The 13,511-nt window shown below is 69.5% G+C and carries 15 protein-coding genes; 5 read left to right on the plus strand and 10 right to left on the minus strand.

What is annotated here, in order from left to right; all coding sequences use genetic code 11:
- The first annotated feature begins 3 nt into the window (after nucleotides 1-3).
- Complete coding sequence (locus QSK35_RS27940) at nucleotides 4-1,152, plus strand: sensor histidine kinase (RefSeq protein ID WP_285750504.1); 1,149 nt, start codon at nucleotides 4-6, stop codon at nucleotides 1,150-1,152.
- Complete coding sequence (locus tag QSK35_RS27945) at nucleotides 1,149-1,769, plus strand: response regulator (protein ID WP_285750505.1); 621 nt, start codon at nucleotides 1,149-1,151, stop codon at nucleotides 1,767-1,769. Before QSK35_RS27940 ends, QSK35_RS27945 begins: the two co-directional genes overlap by 4 nt.
- Here the strand turns inward: QSK35_RS27945 and QSK35_RS27950 are convergent.
- The 10 genes from QSK35_RS27950 to uraH all read right to left on the minus strand — a co-directional run bounded on the left by QSK35_RS27950 (nucleotide 1,742) and on the right by uraH (nucleotide 10,980).
- A complete protein-coding gene (locus QSK35_RS27950; RefSeq protein WP_285750506.1) occupies nucleotides 1,742-2,473 on the minus strand; it encodes a class I SAM-dependent DNA methyltransferase in 732 nt (243 codons plus the stop codon). The genes QSK35_RS27945 and QSK35_RS27950 overlap by 28 nt on opposite strands.
- The gene (locus QSK35_RS27955; protein WP_285750507.1) at nucleotides 2,470-2,850 is read right to left on the minus strand and encodes an allophanate hydrolase-related protein; all 381 of its coding nucleotides are present in this window, start codon (nucleotides 2,848-2,850) and stop codon (nucleotides 2,470-2,472) included. The genes QSK35_RS27950 and QSK35_RS27955 overlap by 4 nt, the downstream gene beginning before the upstream one ends.
- Nucleotides 2,759-3,775 carry an XdhC family protein gene (locus QSK35_RS27960; protein WP_285750508.1) on the minus strand — a complete coding sequence of 339 codons (1,017 nt, stop codon included), beginning with the start codon at nucleotides 3,773-3,775 and terminating at the stop codon, nucleotides 2,759-2,761. Before QSK35_RS27960 ends, QSK35_RS27955 begins: the two co-directional genes overlap by 92 nt.
- Nucleotides 3,768-5,177 carry an NCS2 family permease gene (locus QSK35_RS27965; protein ID WP_285750509.1) on the minus strand — a complete coding sequence of 470 codons (1,410 nt, stop codon included), beginning with the start codon at nucleotides 5,175-5,177 and terminating at the stop codon, nucleotides 3,768-3,770. The genes QSK35_RS27960 and QSK35_RS27965 overlap by 8 nt, the downstream gene beginning before the upstream one ends.
- Before the next feature lie 91 nt (nucleotides 5,178-5,268).
- Complete coding sequence (locus QSK35_RS27970; RefSeq protein WP_285750510.1) at nucleotides 5,269-5,730, minus strand: nucleoside deaminase; 462 nt, start codon at nucleotides 5,728-5,730, stop codon at nucleotides 5,269-5,271.
- Between the two features lie 17 nt (nucleotides 5,731-5,747).
- Nucleotides 5,748-7,934, minus strand: coding sequence for a molybdopterin cofactor-binding domain-containing protein (locus QSK35_RS27975; protein ID WP_285750511.1), 2,187 nt, complete (start codon nucleotides 7,932-7,934; stop codon nucleotides 5,748-5,750).
- Nucleotides 7,935-8,016: 82 nt separating this feature from the next.
- Nucleotides 8,017-9,369: an 8-oxoguanine deaminase gene (locus QSK35_RS27980; protein ID WP_285750512.1), complete on the minus strand. Its 1,353-nt coding sequence runs from the start codon at nucleotides 9,367-9,369 to the stop codon at nucleotides 8,017-8,019.
- Nucleotides 9,366-9,827 (minus strand): (2Fe-2S)-binding protein, encoded by a 462-nt coding sequence (locus tag QSK35_RS27985; protein ID WP_285750513.1) that lies wholly within the window; start codon nucleotides 9,825-9,827, stop codon nucleotides 9,366-9,368. Before QSK35_RS27985 ends, QSK35_RS27980 begins: the two co-directional genes overlap by 4 nt.
- Complete coding sequence (locus QSK35_RS27990) at nucleotides 9,818-10,678, minus strand: FAD binding domain-containing protein (protein ID WP_285750514.1); 861 nt, start codon at nucleotides 10,676-10,678, stop codon at nucleotides 9,818-9,820. Before QSK35_RS27990 ends, QSK35_RS27985 begins: the two co-directional genes overlap by 10 nt.
- Nucleotides 10,678-10,980, minus strand: coding sequence for a hydroxyisourate hydrolase (uraH, locus tag QSK35_RS27995; RefSeq protein ID WP_285750515.1), 303 nt, complete (start codon nucleotides 10,978-10,980; stop codon nucleotides 10,678-10,680). The genes QSK35_RS27990 and uraH overlap by 1 nt, the downstream gene beginning before the upstream one ends.
- A 140-nt stretch (nucleotides 10,981-11,120) precedes the next feature.
- Between uraH and QSK35_RS28000 the strand changes: the two genes are divergently transcribed.
- The 3 genes from QSK35_RS28000 (at nucleotide 11,121) to QSK35_RS28010 (ending at nucleotide 13,332) form a co-directional block, all read left to right on the plus strand.
- Entirely contained in the window at nucleotides 11,121-12,563 is a 1,443-nt protein-coding gene (locus QSK35_RS28000) for a PucR family transcriptional regulator (protein ID WP_285750516.1), read from the plus strand.
- Between the two features lie 8 nt (nucleotides 12,564-12,571).
- Nucleotides 12,572-12,955: a hypothetical protein gene (locus QSK35_RS28005; protein ID WP_285750517.1), complete on the plus strand. Its 384-nt coding sequence runs from the start codon at nucleotides 12,572-12,574 to the stop codon at nucleotides 12,953-12,955.
- Nucleotides 12,956-13,020: 65 nt separating this feature from the next.
- Nucleotides 13,021-13,332: a hypothetical protein gene (locus tag QSK35_RS28010; RefSeq protein ID WP_285750518.1), complete on the plus strand. Its 312-nt coding sequence runs from the start codon at nucleotides 13,021-13,023 to the stop codon at nucleotides 13,330-13,332.
- The last annotated feature ends 179 nt before the right edge of the window (nucleotides 13,333-13,511 follow it).

Here is a 13,511-nt window from a genome sequence, read left to right on the forward strand (position 1 = left end):
GGCGTGAACGAAGCGGCGTTGAACTCGTGGGAGCGCAGGCTCAGAACCGTCGGTTTCGCCATCCCGTTCTTCGTACTGGCCATGACAACGGTCCTCTACCTGACGTTCACCGAGCAGTCCGCCGCGCAGCAGGCGGTCACGGTGGCGATCGTGGCCGTCGGGCTGGGGTGGATGGCGTTGTTCCCCCGGCTGCGCGGGCATCCCGAGGTGTTCGTGCTCGGGATGCTCGTGTTCGACGGCGTGCTGGGCATGCGGGAACAGTGGTTCGGCATCGCGTCCTACGCCGTGTACGCGTACGCGGCGGAACTGCCCGGCGCGCGGAAGTTCGTGGCGGTCGCGCTCACCGCGGTCCTGGCGACGTTCTCACTGTTCGGCGGCTGGCCGTCCGGGGCGGACCGCACCAAGTTCGTCCTGTTCATGCTGCTGTTCGTGACCATTGCCTGCGTGTTCACGATGATGAGTCACGTCACCTCCGAGCAGAACCGCAAGCGCAAGGAACTGCTGGAGGAGAACCGCGGCCTGCAGGAGCAGCTGCTCGTACAGGCCCGCGAGGCCGGCGTGATGGACGAACGCCAGCGCATGGCGCGCGAGATCCACGACACGCTGGCGCAGGGGTTCACCGGGATCATCACGCAGCTGGAGGCCGCCGCGTCCTCGGGTGAGTGGCGGCCGCGGCTCGACACCGCGATGCGGCTGGCGCGGGAGAACCTCGCCGAGGCGCGCCGATCGGTGCACGCGTTGCGGCCGCCGCAACTGGAGAACGCGGACCTGCCCGAGGCGCTCGCCGAGGTCGTGGACGGCTGGTCCTCGGCATCCGGTGTGCCCGCTTCGGTCACCACGACGGGTGTTGCGCGGGCGATGCACCCCGAGGTGGAGGTCGCGTTGTTGCGGACCGCCCAGGAGGCCCTGGCGAACGTCGCGAAGCACGCGGGGGCGTCGCGGGTCGGGTTGACGTTGTCGTACATGGAGGACCTGGTGACGCTGGACGTGCGGGACGACGGGGTCGGGTTCGACGCGGCCGGCTCGTTCGACGGGTTCGGGCTGACGACGATGCGCCAACGCGTGCAGCGGCTGGCCGGTGCGCTGGAGGTCGAGTCCTCGCCCGGTGACGGCACCGCGATCTCGGCGTCGGTCCCGGCGGTGGCGCCGTGATAAGGCTGGTGATCGTGGACGACCACCCCGTCGTGCGGGACGGGCTGCGCGGCATGTTCTCTGACGCGGAGTTCTCCGTCATCGGTGAGGCCGCCAACGGCGAGGAGGCCGTCACGGTCGTCGAGGCGCTGCGTCCGGACGTGGTCCTGATGGACCTGCGGATGCCTGGTGTCGACGGCGTCACGGCCATCAACCGCCTGCGGGACTTGGGGAATCCAGCTCGAGTGCTGGTGCTGACGACGTACGACACCGACCGGGACGTGCTGCCCGCGATCAAGGCGGGCGCGACCGGATACCTGTTGAAGGACACGCCACGCGACTCGTTGTACGCGGCGGTCCGGGCCGCCGCCCGCGGTGAGGCGGTGCTGTCGCCCGCGGTCGCGACCAAACTGATCGGCCAGGTGCGCGAACCGGCCGAGGAACCGTTGTCACAGCGGGAACTCGACGTGCTGACATTGGTCGCCCGTGGGTCGACCAACCGCGAGGCGGCGGCCCGGTTGTTCATCTCTGAGGCCACCGTGAAGACGCACTTGTTGCACGTCTACGCGAAGCTCGGGGTGAAGGACCGGGCCGCCGCGGTCGCGGTCGCCTACGAACGCGGGCTGTTGCGTTCGTAGACCGAGACGCAGGTGGGTGGGGCGAACGGCTGTTTCTCCCAGCCACCCCAACGGTGTTTGAGCTTCAGACCCGCGATGCGGGCCATCAGGTCCAGCTCGGACGGCCACGCGAGCCGTTGCACGACCGGGAAGAACCGGATGCCCTGTGGCGTCAGGTGCACGTGGTTCTCCTCGAGCACCTGCGTCGCCGGGTCGTAGCGTTCCAGGTCCAGCCACACGTCCGCCTTGTTCACCTGCTCGGCGCGGACGTGCTGGTCCGTGTCACCGAAGTTCGGCACGCCCGCCTCGACCAGGAACAGGCCGTCCTCGGTCAGGTGCTTCGCCACGTTCTCGAAGCAACGCACCTGGTCGTCCTGGGTGAGCAGGTTGAACAGCGTGTTGTACACGACGTAGATCAGTTTGTATTCGCCGTCCACACCGACGTCGGCGAAGTCGCCCATGGTGACGGCGAGGTCCTCGCCGCCCGGTTTCTTGCGGAGCTGCGCGACCATGTCGGGGGACAGGTCGATGCCGTCGACCCGGATTCCCTTGGCGGCCAGCGGAAGCGCGATGCGGCCGGTGCCGATCGCGAGCTCCAGCGCCGGTCCTGGACCGGCCAGTTCGGCGAGCAGGGCGACGGCCACACCTTCGTCGCCCCTGGGGTTGTCGTCGTAGGTCTCGGCGCTGTCGGCGCCGAAGCTGTCCATCGGGTGGTAGCCCTTCACTCGGCCGATCGTGCACCCAAGTACGTCCGCCAGCTACCGATTTTCGTGATGTCGATCAGCTCGGGGCTGTCCAGATAGGACTCACGCAGCACGGTGGCCAGACAGGCCGAGCCGTCCTCCAGCTCGATCACCCCGATCTCCAGCTCGGGCGGTTCGGCCGGCAGCAGGTGGTCGCGCAGCACGGTCAACGGCAGGTCGTACACCTCGCCGACGACGGACCCGGTGCCCGAGGCGTGCATCGCGGGGAAGCGGTCGCCGACCGAGAAGTACCGGTAGCGGGGAGCACTACGGGCGGCACACACCAGCGGGGTCCCCTGCAGCTGCGAGTGCAGCGGGCCGCCCTTCATCCCGCCGCCGTTGAGGAAGATCAACGCCACGTGGAGCCTCCCTGGATGATCGAGTGGGGTGAATGGGGGAGTCGATGTCGGTCAACGGCGCCCCGGTGCCGCCGTGACGCAGTGCGATCAACTCGGCCGCGATCGACACGGCCGTCTCCTCGGGGGACCGGCCGCCGAGGTCGAGACCGATGGGGGAGCGCAGCCGCGAAAGTTCCGCCTGCGACAACCCCGCTTCACGCAGCCGCTCCAGCCGTTCGCGATGCGTGCGCCGGGAGCCGAGCGCGCCGACGAACGCCAGCGGCATCCGCAGTGCTTCCAGCAGCACCGGCACGTCGAACTTGGGATCGTGCGTCAGGACGACGACGGCGGTCCGTGAGTCGGTGTAGGTCGATGCCAGGTAGCGATGCGGCCAGTCGACGACGACCTCGTGCGCTGCCGGGAACCGTTGCGGCGTCGCGAAAACCGGCCGCGCATCGCACACGGTCACCCGGTAGCCCAGGAACCGGCCGATGTCCGCGACCGCGGCCGCGTAGTCGATGGCGCCGAACACGAGCAGCCGCGGCGGCGAGTCCCAGTGCTCGACGAACTCGCCGCCGCCCGGCAACGGATGCCGCACCATCACGGGACGTCCCTCCTGAGCCGCGCGCAGGCAAGCGCGCAACGAGGGAGAGTCCCGCTGCACCAGCACGTCGAGCTCACCACCGCAGGTGAGCCCGACGGCGAAGGCATCGGAGTCCGAGTAACCGAAGGACTCCAGCACCGGCTGACCGGTTGCCAGCACCCGCAGCGCGAGCTCGTACACCGCGCCCTCGACGCAGCCACCGGACACGCTGCCGATGACCTCACCGGTCGAGGAGACGGCCATCGCCGCACCGAGGTCACGTGGTGCGCTGCCCCGGACCCCGACGACGCTGGCCACCGCGAAGGTGTCCCAGGCGAGCAACCGGTCAGCCAGATCACGCACCGCCGAACGCCCCCACTCCGAAGTAGGCGACGAAGATCGCCGCGAGGATGGACATCAGTACGCCGGCCTCACGCCACCGGCCCTTGCACACCTTCAGCACCACGTACGACACGAGACCCGCGCCGATGCCGTTGGTGATCGAGTAGGTGAACGGGATGACCGCCGCGGTCAGGAACACCGGGATGGTGAAGTCCGTGTCACCCCAGGGAATCCGGCGGATCTGCGTCATCATCAGACCACCGATCACCACCAGTGCGGGAGCCGCCGCCTGCGCCGGAACGACCGCCGCCAGTGGCGTGAAGAGCAGCGTCAACGTGAACAGCCCGCCCGTCACCACCGAGGCCAGACCCGTCCGCGCGCCTTCGCCCACGCCCGCGGCCGACTCCAGGAACACCGTGTTGGGCGCGGAACCCGTGACTCCACCGGCGATCGCGCCCGCGCCGTCCACCAGCAGGATCCGGCCCATGCCCTCGACCTTGCCGTCCCGCGTCAGGCCGGCCTCGTCCGAGACGCTGGTGATCGTGCCCATCGCGTCGAAGAACCCGGACAGCACCAGCGTGAACAGGAACGTCGTCGCGGCCACGACACCGGCCGAGCCGAACCCGCCGAGCAGGTCGATGTCACCGAACAACCCGAAGTCCGGCGCCGCCACGACGCTGTCCGGCACCTTGGGCGTCACCAGACCCCAGTTCTCCACGTGGAAAACCGAGTTCGCCGCGATCGCCAGCACGGTCGCCGCACCGATCGAGATCAGCACCGCGCCCGGAACACCCCGCGCCATCAGCACGATCATCAGCAGCAGCCCGAAGATGAACACCGCGATCGGCCAGCCGTGCAGGTGTCCGCTGACGCCCAGCTGCACCGGAACCGGCGAGTGCGCGGCGTCCGGGACGCGCGTCACGAACCCGGCGCTCACCAACCCCACCAGCGCGATGTAGAGGCCGATGCCGACCGTGATCGCGACCTTCAGCGGTGCCGGGATGGCGTTGATGATCCGTTCCCGCACGCCGGACACGGCCATCAGGACGATGCAGAACCCTTCCAGGACAACGAGTCCGAACGCCTGCGCCCACGTCATCTCCGGCGCCATCTGGAACGCGACGATGCCGTTGACGCCGAGACCGGCGGCCAGCGCGAGGGGTGCGTTGCCGACGAGTCCCATGAGGACGGTCATCACGCCGGCCGCCAAGGCGGTCGCGGTCGTGACCTGTTCGACGCTCAGCTTCGCGCCGGTGATGTCCGCGGAAGCACTGAGGATCAACGGATTGAGCAGCACGATGTACGACATCGCGACGAACGTCGTGATGCCGCCGCGCACTTCACGGCCGAGCGTGCTACCTCGTTCCGTGATGCGGAAGAACTGGTCTAATGTGGATCCTTGGCGGGTCCTGAGCTGGATCATGGTGGACGGCCTTTCCCATGCCGGTGGGCGCGTTCCATCGCCGGAACGCGTTTCAGATGAAAGCTCCGGTCAGCTGGCGGCTTGTGGCCGTCTAGTAGTCGATACGGGTGGCGGAGGACAACCACGCGGTGAACGGGGCGTTGTCCTCGCCGGTGGAGATCTGTTCGACCGGCAGGGACCACTCCTCCCGCGGCCGGCCGAAAAGCTCGTAGAACTCGCGGTCGTCGAACCCGGCCGCCGCCGCGTCGTGGCGGTCGGCGGCGTAGACGACGCGGTCGACGCGCGCCCAGAGGGCGGCGGACAGGCACAGTGGGCACGGCTCGCACGACGAGATCAGCGTGCAGCCGGTCAGCTTGAAGTCGCCGAGAGCCTGGCAGGCGTTGCGGATCGCGACGATCTCGGCGTGTGCCGTGGGGTCGAGCGTGGGCGTCACCTGGTTGACGCCGGTGGCGATGACCTCGCCGTTGCGCACGATCATCGCGCCGAACGGGCCACCGCCGTTCGAGACGTTCGTTGTGGCGAGGTCGATGGTGGCGAGCAGGTGGGCGTTCATGGTGGGGACTCCAGAGATCATGTGTTGGTCAGGTGTTCCGGGCGGACCGGGACGCGGGTGAGCGCCAGTCCGGTCGCCGCGCGGATCGCCGCCACGATCGCCGGGGTGGACGAGATGGTGGGCGGTTCGCCGACCCCGCGGATGCCGTACGGGGCATGGGGATCGGCGAGCTCGAGCACGTCGATATTCATCGGCGGCATGTCGAGCACGGTGGGAATGAGGTAGTCGGTGAACGACGGGTTGCGCACCTTGCCGTCCGCGGTCTGGATCTCCTCCATGACCGCGAGGCCGAGGCCCTGCGCGGATCCGCCCTGGATCTGGCCGACCACGGCCTGCGGGTTCAGGGCCTTTCCGACGTCCTGCGCGCAGTCCAGCTGCACGACCTTGACCAGGCCCAGCTCGGTGTCGACGTCGACGACCGCGCGGTGCGCCGCGAAGCCGTACTGCACGTGCGCGTTGCCCTGGCCGGTCTCGGGGTCGAGCGGCTCGGTCGCGCGGTGCCGCCACTCGACGGTCTCGTCGATGACCTCGTCGCCGATGTCGGTGCGGTCGCCCAGCTTCGCCCGGACGGCGGCGCACGCGGCCTTCACCGCGCCACCGGTGACATAGGTCTGTCGCGATGCCGACGTCGACCCGCCGTTGCCGATCGAGGTGTCCATCGGCAGCACGGTGACGCGTTCCACGCCCAGCTCGGTGCGGACGATCTGCTGCATGATCGTCACGAGCCCCTGGCCGACCTCGCAGGCGGCGGTGTGCACCATGGCCGTCAGCTCGCCACCCACCATCTGCAGCCGCACGCGGGCCGTCGAGTAGTCGTCGTACCCCTCGGAGAAGCAGATGTTCTTGATACCCACGGCGTAGCCGACGCCGCGGACCACGCCCTCGCCGTGCGTCGTGTTCGACACACCGCCGGGCATGTGGCGCAGGTCGTTCACCGCGGGAGGCGGCATGGGTTTGTCCTGTACGAGCTTCAGCAGCTGCGCGACGGGTGCGGCGGAGTCGACCTTCTGACCGGTGGGCATCAGCGAACCCTCGGTCATCGCGTTGCGGATCCGCACGTCCACCGGTGACATGTTCAACGCCTCGGCGAGCTTGTCCATCTGCGACTCGTAGGCGAAACCCGCCTGCACCGCACCGAATCCGCGCATGGCACCGCACGGCGGGTTGTTGGTGTAGACGCCGTAGCAGTCGATCGTCACGTTGTCGGCCTCGTACGGCCCCACGCCGAGCGTCGCGGCGTTCGCGACGACCGCGGGCGTGCTGGACGCGTACGCGCCACCGTCGAGGTAGATGCGAGCCTTGACGTACACGAGCTTGCCGGTGTGGTCCGCGCCGTGCTCGTAGTACAGCACCGCGGGATGCCGGTGCACGTGGCCGTAGAACGACTCCTCGCGGTTGTAGACCATCTTGGTCGGCTTGCCGGTGTGCAACGCGAGCATGCACGCGTGCACCTGCATCGACAGGTCCTCGCGCCCGCCGAACGCACCGCCGACGCCGGACAGCGTGAGCCGCACCTTCTCCTCGGGCAGCCCGAGCGCGGCCGCCGTCTGCGCGCGGTCGACGTGCAGCCACTGCGTCGCGATGTACAGGTCGACGCCGCCGTCCTCCGCGGGCAGCGCGAGGCCCGACTCGGGGCCGAGGAACGCCTGGTCCTGCATGCCGACCTCGTACCGGCCGGTGATCACGACCTCGGCCTCGGCGTTCTGGTCGCCGCGCCGGATGTGGACGTGGCGCACCAGGTTGCCGCCGGGGTGCAACGGGGTGTCGTCGGCCGCGGTCTCCATGTCGGTGACCGGGGTGAGCACCTCGAACTCGACCTTGATGCGCTTCACGGCGCGGTTCGCGGTCTCCGGGTGGTCGGCGCCGACCAGCGCGATCGGTTCGCCCTGGTAACGCACGATGTCGACGGCGAGGACCGGCTGGTCCTTGTGCTCCAGGCCGTAGAGGTTGCGGCCCGGCACGTCCTCGTGGGTGAGCACCGCGTAGACGCCGGGGATCTTCAACGCCTCGGTGATGTCGATGCTCTTGATGCGGGCGTACGGGTGTGGGGAACGCAGCGTGGCGCCCCAGATCATGTCCTCGTGCCACAGATCCGACGCGTACGCGAACTCGCCGCGCACCTTGAGGTTGCCGTCGGGACGTTGTGGGCTGGTGCCGATGCCGCCCGAGACCGCCGAGGTGAGCTCAGCTGGCGTCAGGGTCATGGCGACACCTCCGGAATTGTCGGTGCTGACTGGAACAATGGAAATGGGGGGACCCCCTGGCGGGGACGCCTGCGTGAGCGTGTCATCGCGCCGCCTCCGCGAGCCGGGCGCTGGCGGTGCGCAGTTCGCCGGCCAGGGCGGTGGTGTCGGCCGAGCGCAGCTCGCCGTCCTCGACCACCGTCCTCCCGCCGACCAGTAGCAGCTTGAGCGGCGGGGTGGTCCCCAGCACCAAGGCGGCCACGGGGTCCTCGATGCCCGCGTAGTCCAGCCCGTTCAGGTTCCACACCGCGAGGTCGGCGAGCTTGCCGGGTTCGATCGAACCCAGGTGGTCGGCGCGGCCGAGGCAACGGGCGCCGCCCATCGTGCCGAGCCACAACGCCTGGCGGACGTCCAGCGCCTTGGGTCCGCCGCGCTGCCGCGCCTGGTGCAACGCCGAGCGCAGCTCGACCACCAGCCCACCGTCCTCATTGGACGCGGCGCCGTCGACCCCCAGGCCGACCGGCGAACCGGCGTCCAGGAGGTCCCGCACCGGCGCGATGCCCGTGCCGAGCCGGCCGTTGGACGTGGGGCAGTGCGCGGACCCGGTCCGCGTGGAGCCGAGGCGCTTCACGGCCGAGTCGGACAGGTGCACGGTGTGCGCGAGCCACACGTCGTCGCCGAGCCAGCCCAGCTGTTCGGCGTACTCGGTGGGCGTGCAGCCGTTCTCACGCAGGCACTGCTCCTCCTCGTCGATCGTCTCGGCGAGGTGGGTGTGCAGGCGGACGCCGTGGCGGCGGGCCAGCTCGGCCGCACCCGTCATGAGCTCACGGCTCACCGAGAACGGCGAGCAGGGGCCGACCGCGACCCTGACCAGGGCGTTCGGTTCCGACGAGTGGTAGTCGCCGATGGCGTCCTCGGTGGCGCGCAGCGCGGCGTCGGTGTCCTCGACCAGGTTGTCCGGCGGCAGGCCGCCGTGGGACTGGCCGCGGTCCATCGAACCCCGGATCGCCTCCAGCCGGATGCCGACCCGGCGGCCGGCCCCGACGAGCGCGTCGAAGACGTCACCGCCGCCGGAGGGAAAGACGTAGTGGTGGTCGGCGGCGGTCGTGCACCCGGTCAGCGCCAGCTTCGCCAGTCCGGCGGAAGCCGCCGCATGCGTGACCGTGTCGTCCAGGCCGCGCCAGATCGGGTACAGCGTCGTCAACCACTCGAACAGCGTCGCGTCCTGCGCCAGGCCGCGCGTCGCCCACTGGTAGAGGTGGTGGTGCGTGTTGACCAGACCGGGCGTGACGAGGCAGCCCGACCCGTCGATGTAGGTGACAGGCTGGGCCGGGATCGGCGCCTTGCCCGCGCCGACCGCCAGGATCCGTTCGCCGTCGATGATCACGTGGCCGGTGCGGTGTTCGGTACCCGCACTGTCCACAGTGGCCACCGCGACGTTGTCGAGGATGATCACTTGCGACTCGCCGCCAATCGGACCGCGTCCAGGATCTTCTCGTAACCCGTGCAGCGGCACAGGTTTCCGGCCAGCGCCTCGCGGATCTCCGGATCCGACGGGTTGTCCACCCGGTTGAGCAGGTCGTGTGCCGCGACGACGAGACCCGGCGTGCAGAACCCGCACTGCACAGCTCCCGCCTCGACGAACGCCTCCTGCACCGGGTCGAGGGACTCACCCTCGGCCAGCCCTTCGACGGTGCGCACCTCGCGGTCCTGCGCCTGCCCCGCGGCGACGAGGCACGAGCACACGGGCACGTCGTCCAGGTAGACCGTGCAAGACCCGCACTCGCCCTGTTCGCAGGCGTTCTTCGACCCCGGCAGGCCGAGGCGTTCGCGGAGCATGTAGAGCAGCGACTCGCCCTCCCAGACGTCGTCGGCCTGACGCTGCTCGCCGTTGACCGTCACGTTCACGCGCATGCCTGCTCACCTTCCAGGTATTCCTGCCAGGCCCAGCCGAGCGTTCGCCGGGCCATGACCGCCAGTGCGTGCCTGCGGTACGCGGCCGACCCGCGCACGTCGTCGATCGGGGACGCCGCCTGCGAGACCAGCTCGCCGAACTCGCGCTTCACCGAGTCCAGCAACGGTTTCGGTGCCTCCCAGGTGAGCGCGGCGCTCAGGAAGTCCTCGGCGTCGCGTGCCCGCCGCGGTGTCGGCGCCGCCGAACCCACGGCAGCGCCGACACGCTTCTCGTTGGGGTGCAACGAGATCGCGAACGAGCACACCGCGATCACCATGGCGTTGCGCGTGCCGATCTTGGCGAACTGCTGCGGTCCCGGCGCGGGCGGCAGGTGGATCGCGACGATCAGCTCGTCGGGTTCCAGGGCGTTGCGCTTCACACCGGTGTAGAAGTCGTCGACCGGGATCATCCGCGTGCCGCGTACGGACGCGACCTCGATGACGGCGTCGGACGCGATCAGCACGGGGTGCGTGTCACCGGCGGGCGAGGCCGCGCCGAGGTTGCCGCCGACCGTGCCGCGGTTGCGGATCTGCGGCGACCCGACCGTTCGCGACGCCATCGCCAGGCCCGGCAGCTGTGCGCCCAGCTCGTCGATGATCCGCACATACGGCACGCCCGCGCCGATCCTGAGGCCCGGAGTCCACGTCCGCAGCTCCTCGATCCGCGTCAGGTCGAGCAGCGCGGCGGGCCTGCGGTGGTCGAAGTTCAGTTCCACCATCACGTCCGTGCCACCGGCGATCGGCACGGCGTCGGGCCGCTCGGCCTTCACGGCCAGCGCCTCCGCGAGGGTGGAGGGGCGTAGGAAGTCCATCAGCTACCTCGATAGGTGGAGTAGGCGAACGGCGAGAGGAGCAGCGGCACGTGGTAGTGCTGTGCCGGGTCCTCGTAGTGGAACGTGAGCACGACCTCGGGGAAGAACGGCGCGATGTCGACTGTGTGAAACACCAACCGGTAGACCCCGGCCTCCAGGCCGTCGCCCCAGCCGGTGACCCGGCCGTCGGCGTTGGTCTCGGCCGTGGCCACGACCGTCCCGTCCTGACGCTGCAAGTCGACGGTCACGCCGCTGGCCGGCCTGCCGCGCTGCGCGTCGAGCACGTGGGTGGAGATCGTCACTCGTCCTCCAATCGCTGTGTGAGCCAGTACACAGAGCGTGGTCCCGCTTGGGCTAGAGCGGGGACGCATGAATCCCCAGGCTCCTACAGACAGTGAATTTGTGCTTTCCTACAAACACCAATGGAGGAAGGTGATCAGCCATGCTTCTGCGTTCCCTCCTGCAGATGCCCGAGCTGCGCCTCACCCTCCAGACGGGCTCCGAACTGCTCGACCGCCAGGTCACGCGCGTCTACGGAACGGAGCTGCCCGACCCCAGCCGGTACCTGTCGGGCGGCGAGCTCGTGCTGTCCGGCCTGCTCTGGCACTCCGGCCCCACCTCGTCGGACGTGTTCGTCTCGGCGTTGTCGGCCGCTGGCGTCGCCGGCCTCGCCGCGTCCGAGACGGAATCGCGCGTGCTGCCGTCGGACCTGGTCGACGCCTGCGCGCGTTATCGGGTGCCGCTGCTGGAGGTGCCCGTCGACCTGTCGTTCGCGACGATCACCGAGCGGGTGTCGCTGGAGCTCGTCGGCCTGAGCAGGCACCGGCGGCTCCTGAGCGTCGTCGCCGAGGGCGCCGGGCTGAACGTGTTGCTGGAGGCGGGCGCCGCCGAGCTGGGGACCCGCTGCTGGGTGCTGTCGACCACCGGCCGCGTGGTCGCCGGCGGTGACCTGCCGGGCCGGGTCGACCTCGTCCGCGAGTTCCTGCTCGCGACCCGGCTTCCGTTGACCACAAGGGGTTTCTCGTTGCTGCCGGTGGCCGAACGCGGCGGCGCGCGGTTGACGAACTGGATCCTCGTCGTCGCCGGAGCGGTGCCCGACGAGGCCGCCGTCGAACTGGCGTCGCTGGTCGCTCTGGAACGGTCCCGGCTGTCGCAGGGCCGTCAGATCGAGAACCGCGCGGCGGGCCCGTTGCTGAACCTGCTGCTGTCCGGCTCCGCGACCGCCGCCGAGATCGAGTCACGGGTGGCGGCGGCCGGTCTGTCCGCCGATGATCGGCTACGGGTGCTCACCGCGTCGTCTGCACGGGTGGAGCTCACCGCGTCGGTGCTGGAGGAACTGCTGCCGTCGGCCTTGGTCGCCCCGGTCGGCACCGAGGTCTACGCCCTGGCCCGCGCCGACGACGCCGTACCCGAGGGCGTCCGCGAGTCGTTGCGCGTCCTGGAACCCGGCCTCGGTTCCTCGCGCGTGCTCGTCGGCATCTCGTCCCCAGTGCGTGTGCCGGGCCTGCGCGGCGCCACCGAGGAGGCCGCCCACGCGCGCCGGCTGGGGGAGCGGCGCGGTGGCCGCACGTGCGTCGTGGCCGGCGACGAGATCGCGCTGCACCAGCTGCTGCTCGCCGGAGTGCCGTCCGAGCTGCGGGACTCGTTGCGGCGCAGACTGCTCGGGCCGGTGCTGGACTACGACGCCGAGCACGGCTCCGATCTCGTCGGGACGCTGCGGGTGTTCCTCGACTGCTCCGGGTCGTGGACCGTGGCGGCTTCGAGGCTGCACGTTCACGTCAACACGTTGCGGTACCGGGTGGGGCGGGTCGAGGAGCTGCTCGACGTGGACCTGTCGGACTTCGCGTCCCGCGTGGACCTCTACTTGGCGCTACAAGCTGGCTAGCATGAGCTATGGCCGAAACTCCTTTCGGCAACTTCCTCCTGTACGTCATCGCGGCGGTGGCGCCCAGCGTTCTCTTCTGGCTGCTACTCCGCCTCCCGCGCCTGGTCAGGCGCCTGCGTCACCCGAAGGTCATGGCCGAGGGTCCACCGGTCGAGGCGATCGCGGCCGACCTGCGGCGCGTCCGGCGGGTACTGCGCTTCTACGAACCAGGCACACCCGCGCTGCGCCGAGTCAGCGCGCGTCAGGCATACGACGAACTGCTGAAGCAGGCCTGCCGTGCCGTCCAGGTCGAGCACCAGCTGGACGTGCTGCCCGAAGGGGTGGACAAGGACATCGAACGGCTGCGTGTGGAGGAGTCGTTGCGGTGCGCCGGGCTGCGGTTGTCAGACTGACGGCTGATCCGGGTTGAGCCTTTGGGCTGATGTCCGCGCACCGGCCCGTTTCTTACTGTCACGCCATGAGAGTGGTGCTGGTTCTCGCGTTGCTCGCCGCCGGCTGCGCGGTGCCGCCCGACATCCGATTACGCGTCGAGGGCACCGGTACGACGGACCAACTGACCTACGTCTTCCCCGGACAGGAGGAGAAGACGCTGCGCAACCCCGACATGCCGTGGGAACGGTCCGGCGCGAAGCACGGCAAGGTGAGCCTGCGGCTGGAGGGCGTGCACGGCACGCTCACGTGCAAGATCATCATCAACGGACGGCAGGTGCGCGCCGAGACGAGCAGTTCGGGGGAAGCCGTCAACTGCACGCACGTGATGGCCGACTAACGGGCGCGCCGACGGGTTAACGGTTATCCCCACACGATCGCGCGAACAAGGTGCCGTTGGAACCGTTCCATCTGACCGTCCACAGTGGCGCGGATCGCATACGCGCGTTACGGGTATCTAATAAGACTCCTTGCTGTATAACAGAAATCCACACCATGCGGTGTGCTTCAGCGGTCACG

Origin of the sequence: Lentzea sp. NBRC 105346 (genome assembly GCF_030269605.1) — a bacterium.
GTDB lineage: Bacteria > Actinomycetota > Actinomycetes > Mycobacteriales > Pseudonocardiaceae > Lentzea.

What these genes read in the sequence shown, in the direction of transcription:
- QSK35_RS27965 (WP_285750509.1), bottom strand. Translation starts at nt 5,177, where the DNA reads ATGATCCAGCTCAGGACCCGCCAAGGATCCACATTAGACCAGTTCTTC.
- QSK35_RS27970 (WP_285750510.1), bottom strand. Translation starts at nt 5,730, where the DNA reads ATGAACGCCCACCTGCTCGCCACCATCGACCTCGCCACAACGAACGTC.
- QSK35_RS27975 (WP_285750511.1), bottom strand. Translation starts at nt 7,934, where the DNA reads ATGACCCTGACGCCAGCTGAGCTCACCTCGGCGGTCTCGGGCGGCATC.
- QSK35_RS27985 (WP_285750513.1), bottom strand. Translation starts at nt 9,827, where the DNA reads ATGCGCGTGAACGTGACGGTCAACGGCGAGCAGCGTCAGGCCGACGAC.
- QSK35_RS27990 (WP_285750514.1), bottom strand. Translation starts at nt 10,678, where the DNA reads ATGGACTTCCTACGCCCCTCCACCCTCGCGGAGGCGCTGGCCGTGAAG.
- QSK35_RS28000 (WP_285750516.1), top strand. Translation starts at nt 11,121, where the DNA reads ATGCTTCTGCGTTCCCTCCTGCAGATGCCCGAGCTGCGCCTCACCCTC.
- QSK35_RS28005 (WP_285750517.1), top strand. Translation starts at nt 12,572, where the DNA reads ATGGCCGAAACTCCTTTCGGCAACTTCCTCCTGTACGTCATCGCGGCG.
- QSK35_RS28010 (WP_285750518.1), top strand. Translation starts at nt 13,021, where the DNA reads ATGAGAGTGGTGCTGGTTCTCGCGTTGCTCGCCGCCGGCTGCGCGGTG.